At 69.3% G+C, this 4992-nt stretch carries 6 protein-coding genes and 1 pseudogene; 3 read left to right on the top strand and 4 right to left on the bottom strand.

The genetic code is table 11. From position 1 onward, the window contains the following. From VI056_08940 to VI056_08930, 3 genes are all read left to right on the top strand, one after another. Nucleotides 1–602, top strand: a 602-nt coding sequence (locus tag VI056_08940) for a ribonuclease H-like domain-containing protein (GenBank protein ID HEY6203157.1), incomplete at its 5' end; no start/stop codon positions are given. Continuing rightward, nucleotides 575–1252, top strand: coding sequence for a GNAT family N-acetyltransferase (locus tag VI056_08935; protein ID HEY6203156.1), 678 nt, complete (start codon nucleotides 575–577; stop codon nucleotides 1250–1252). The genes VI056_08940 and VI056_08935, both read left to right, overlap by 28 nt. Further along, the gene (locus VI056_08930; protein HEY6203155.1) at nucleotides 1192–2499 is read left to right on the top strand and encodes an amidase; all 1308 of its coding nucleotides are present in this window, start codon (nucleotides 1192–1194) and stop codon (nucleotides 2497–2499) included. Before VI056_08935 ends, VI056_08930 begins: the two co-directional genes overlap by 61 nt. 94 nt (nucleotides 2500–2593) lie before the next feature. Here the strand turns inward: VI056_08930 and VI056_08925 are convergent, their stop codons facing one another. From VI056_08925 to VI056_08910, 4 genes and pseudogenes are all read right to left on the bottom strand, one after another. Further along, a complete protein-coding gene (locus VI056_08925) occupies nucleotides 2594–3166 on the bottom strand; it encodes a TIGR00725 family protein (protein HEY6203154.1) in 573 nt (190 codons plus the stop codon). 4 nt (nucleotides 3167–3170) lie between these two features. Beyond that, nucleotides 3171–3707: pseudogene (locus tag VI056_08920) on the bottom strand (alkylmercury lyase family protein). 127 nt (nucleotides 3708–3834) lie between these two features. Further along, complete coding sequence (locus tag VI056_08915) at nucleotides 3835–4389, bottom strand: GNAT family N-acetyltransferase (GenBank protein ID HEY6203153.1); 555 nt, start codon at nucleotides 4387–4389, stop codon at nucleotides 3835–3837. Then, nucleotides 4386–4992, bottom strand: a 607-nt coding sequence (locus tag VI056_08910; GenBank protein ID HEY6203152.1) for a glycoside hydrolase family 125 protein, incomplete at its 5' end; no start/stop codon positions are given. The genes VI056_08915 and VI056_08910, both read right to left, overlap by 4 nt.

Here is a 4992-nt window from a genome sequence, read left to right as displayed (position 1 = left end):
TGCGCAGCGAGATCACCGTCGACGAATCGCACCTAGACCTGCTCCATCCCGCGCGGCGCCTCTGGCGCGACCGCTATGGATCGACCGGGCTCAAACAGCTCGAGGAGTCATTGTTCGACGAGGGGCGCATCAATGACATTCCCGGGTCGCTCATCCCGGACGCGTACTTCCACTACCTGCGCAAGCGCGATCCCAAGATCATCGCGCCGGTCCTCGAGCACAACGCGAAGGACATCGTGTCGCTCGTCCGCGTCGCTGACCGAGTCGCGCTCGCCGTTCTCGCCGCGCGCAACGGCCACGCGCCAGATCACGCGCCCGCGGCGTATGCGCTCGCCCGATCCTTCGAACGCACCGGGGAGCTCGACGCGGCGTATGCCTGCTACGAGAGCGCGTACTACGACGGCGACAACGATCTGCGCGTGAAGCTCGCTCTGGCGTTCGCGCGCGAGCTCGAGCGCCGCTCGGACGTCGAACGCGCACTCCGGATGGTCGAGATGCTCCTCCATCTCGGCCTGGGGTCTCCAAGGTGGCGCGAGCAGGCGGAGAGCAGAGTGCGCAGACTGACGAAGAAGAGATGGCGACAACTCGCGGCAGCGAGCTAAAGGTCCGGCCGCTCTCGGCCGCCCGCGTCGATGACGTGAAGACGGTGACGCGCGGCACGTGGGGCGCGACCTGCTGGGATCTGTTCCCGCGGTATAGCGCGAAGCAGCAGCGCGATCTCGGGATCAGCCTCGGCGGGCCCGGGACCGCCGAGGCGAGACGCCGTGAGGCGCTCGCGAAGCTTGCGCGGCGACGGAAGAACTCGGCCGGTCTCGTCGCGTACGAGGGCAAAGAGCCGGTCGGCTTCCTCTCCCTTGGCCCACGCACCGATTTCTCGCGCATCGCGCACTCCAAGGCAACGCCGCCGGTCGACGACGTCGAGGCTTGGGTGATCCCGTGCATCACGGTGCGCCGCGGATACCGCGGCCAGGGTGTCGCGATCGCCATGCTGCGCGCCGCGCTCGAGTACGCCGGCGACAGGGGCGCCGCGGCGGTCGAGGGCTATCCACGTGCGAGCGCCAAGCGTGTGCACGACGACTTCGCGTTCATCGGCACGGAAGCGATGTTCCGAAAAGCGGGCTACCGAAAGATCCGTGGCGTCATGCCGAAGCTTCCCAAGGGTTGGGCGCCGCGTGTCACCATGCGTGCGACATGCGGATCATCGCGGAAGACCTCGTCGGCCTCGCCGAGGCGCTCCAAGCCGGCGCGCTGACCAGCACGGCGCTCGTCGAGCGCGCCGTGCGCCGCTATGCCGAGACCGAGCCGCAGATCCACGCCTTCGCCTGGCTCGACGCGGCGCGGGCGGAGCGGTTGGCCGCCGCATCCGACGAGCGGCGGCGTTCCACCGGTGCGGCGAGCCGGCTCGAGGGAATCCCCATCGGCGTGAAGGACATCTTCGACACCGCCGGCATCCCGACCGAGAACGGGAGCGCGCTCTTCGCTGATCGCGTTCCCCGGGACACCTGCCCCGCTGTGCGCGCGGCCGAGGCCGCCGGCGCGATCGTGCTCGGGAAGACGGTCACCGCCGAGCTCGCGTTCATGACACCGGGCCGCACGCTCAATCCGTGGGACCCATCGCGCACATCCGGCGGTTCGTCGATGGGATCGGCGGCTGCCGTCGCGGCCGGTGTCGTTCCGGCGGCGATCGGCTCGCAGACGAACGGATCGGTCATCCGGCCGGCGGCGTTCTGTGGGGTCGTCGGATTCAAACCCACCGTGGGCCGCATCCCGACCGAGGGAGTGTTCGAATTCTCCCGCACGCTTGACCACGTCGGTGTCTTCGCGCGCACCGTTCGCAGCGCCGGGCTCTTCGCGGCGATCCTCGCCGGCGAGACGGAGCGCGCACCGCATGCCGATCGAGAGCGGACGCCGCGCTTCGCTGCGCTGCGCACGAGTGAATGGGAGCGCGCCTCGGACGAGATGCGCGAGCGCTTCCAGGCCGACGTCGACGCGCTCGCGCTCGTCGGCGGACCCGTCGAGTGGCCGAAGCCACCAGAGGGACTCGACGACGCGCCGCGGATCCTGCGCACGGTGATGCTCTACGAGGCCGGGCAGGCGGTGCTCCCCAAGGTCGCGCGCCGACCCGAGACCGTGAGCGCGCACGCGCGCGAGCAGCTCGCCGAAGGTGCGCGCATCGACCATCGCGTGTACGCCGAGGCGCTCGCGGCGCGAGACCGGCTCGTCGCGGTCTTCCTCGACTGGGCGTCCGACTACGACGCGATCCTCACGCCGCCCGCGATCGGCGAGGCGCCGACGCCCGAGACGACCGGCGATCCGCGCTTCTGCACCCGCTGGTCGCTCGTCGGCGCGCCCGCCATCACGATCCCGACCGGTCTCGGACCGCACCGGCTGCCGCTCGGACTCCAGCTCGTGGGCGCACCGGGCGACGACGAGCGTCTACTGGCGGCTGCGGCGTGGGCCGAAGCGATGCTGCCCTCGATCGGCGCGCCGCCGCTCTAGTTATCGCAGGGGCTTCGCCCCTTCCACCCCGCGAGGCATCGCAGGGCTGCGAGGAGAGGGACGAAATGTCGCAGACGAACGTGATCATCCCGCGCTAACTCCGGAACTCGCGTTCGATCGTCTTACCGGTCTCGCCGCCGGGCGCGAGCGAGAGCGCGATGTCCACCGCCTCGGCCGGCGTCTTCGCGAAGCGGATCTCGTTGATGCCCGCCTCTTCGAGATGCTTCCCCTGGTACGCGATCTCGCGGATGCGATCGGACCATCCGCCGGTACCCTCGAGGACCACCGTGGGTTTGTCCTCGTACGCGACGGTGAGCTCGTTGAGCGTGCCGATGCCCCCACTGATCATGATCACCGCGTCGGCCGCCCGGACGACGAGCGTGTTGCGCATCCAGCCCATGCCCGTGGTGATCGCGACGTCGACGTAGGGGTTCGCGTCACGCTTGTCGAGGCCGGGCAGGATCCCTATCACGAGCCCGCCGGCGTTCTTTGCGCCGCGGCTCACGGCCTCCATCACACCCGAGAGGCCACCGGTCACGACGACCGCACCGCGCTCCGCCAGCAGCTTCCCCACCTCTTCCCCGGCGCGGAGTGCGCGCGCGGGCACAGGGTCGCTGGGGTTGCGCGCGCTCTTCCCGATCACGGTGATCACAGGGCGTCGTGTCATGCGCTCAGCTCAGCCGCCAGAACTCCGGGTCGAGAGCGAGCTCGTCAAAGATCGCCTCAGCCTCATCGCTCGTGTAGCGCCGCCAGTCCGGATCGAGCTTGTCCTTGTACCACTCGTGCGCCAGTGCGGTCGCCTGCTCGATCGGGAGGATCGCCGAAGCAGGCGGCTTGGCTTTGTCGCGCCAGCGTTCGGCGTGCTCCTCCGACCGGAAGAGGTGAATGGTCGATCAGGTGAAGTAGATGTCCTTCCAGAAATCGCGCGCCGGCACGCCGACCTGCATCACGGTCCAGGTCTGCACCTCCGTGACGCCTTTGGCGTCGACCACGACCACGAGCGACTCGTTGCAGTCGGCGCAGTGCGTCTCGACGACGCCGTCCTCGCCGAGTGCTGCCGGGATACCGAGCGCGTCCCAGGCGCAGATCCCGAACCAGATCCGACCGCCCGCGGTGACGAAGAAATCCGTTGGCTCCGCGCAGAACGGGTTATACGTGAAGATCTCGTGCGAGTCCTGGCGCGGGATGAAGACGTGGCCCTCGATCATCCGCGCGAATGAGGCGTCGACGGCCGCGAGGTCCTTCTTCATGTCCGACGCGATCGCGGCGATGGTCGGGACCTTGCCGCGGGTCTTGATCGCGTGCGCTATCGCGATGCGGACCTCGCGGTCGAACTCAGCGTCGGTCATTCGCGACGTACTTCGCCAGGTCGAGCTCGTAGTAGCGGGCCGGACCCACGTAGCGCATCCCCGCCTTCTCCATGACGCGCCGCGACGCGACGTGCTCCGGGAAGCAGATCGCGATGATCTCGCGCAGGCCCAGCTCGCGGAAGCCGTAGTCAAGACACGCGCTGGCCGCCTCGGTCGCGAGGCCGCGGCCCCACCACTCTTTCGCGAAGTGGTACGCGACCTCGACCTCTGGCCCCGTGCCCTCGACATACACGAGACCGCAGTCGCCGATGAACTCGCCGGTCGCGCGCAGCTCGACGGCCCATAGACCGAAACCGTGCTCGCGCTCGTGACGGATGAAACGCTCGACGGCGCCTCGCGTGCGCTCGACCGACGGCGAAGCGCCACGCGGGATGAACTTCATCGTCTCCTCGTCGCCGAACACGCGCTCGTGCAGCAGTTCGGCGTCGCCGATCTGGAACGAGCGGATGACGAGGCGCGGCGTCTCGATCGGGAGCCCGAGGCCGCGACGAACTCGATCGGATGTTGGCTCAACGGTCACGGTGCTTTGAGCATAGGGTCGAGAGCCAGGAGCGCGCGCAGCGCCGCCGGCCACGCGAAGTGGTGACGTGACGCGACGGCGCCCGTCGTTTCGTCGTACGCCTCCGGCAACAGGCCGTCCCACGTCTCGACGCGCTCCAGACGCTCCCAGCCACGGCGCTCGCGTGCCGCGTCGCCCAGCACGCGCGCCACGACGATCTCCTGCAGATCACCCAGCGGCCAGGGATGGCGTGTGTGCAGCGAGCCAAGGCCGCCGAGCGCGCCGGCGAAGTAGCCGTCGTTCTCCCGAGACCACGCGAAGTCGATCGTCGCCCGCCAGACCGGATCCTCCGCGTCGCAGAAGCCCCAGGCCGGTGCGAACACCGTCGGAAAGTCGTTCGCGTCGTGGTAGTGGCGCGCGCCCTCGCCACGCGCGCCGCGCACCGCGTATGCGAAGCGTCCGGACTCGGTGAATGCAGCCCGCGTTGCACCCTGGACCTCGTCCGCATGCGCGGGATCCAGATCGCGCAGGACACGCCACAACAGGACATGGCTCGAGAAGTGGAACGGCTGCTCGAGCGGGTCGTCAGCCGGAGTTTCGTCCGTCGCGACGAGGCCGAACGCG

The sequence above is a fragment of the Candidatus Limnocylindria bacterium genome (assembly GCA_036523395.1).
In the GTDB taxonomy this organism is placed as follows: Bacteria; Chloroflexota; Limnocylindria; order P2-11E; family P2-11E; genus CF-39.
This window is presented reverse-complemented; position numbering and strand designations above follow the sequence as displayed.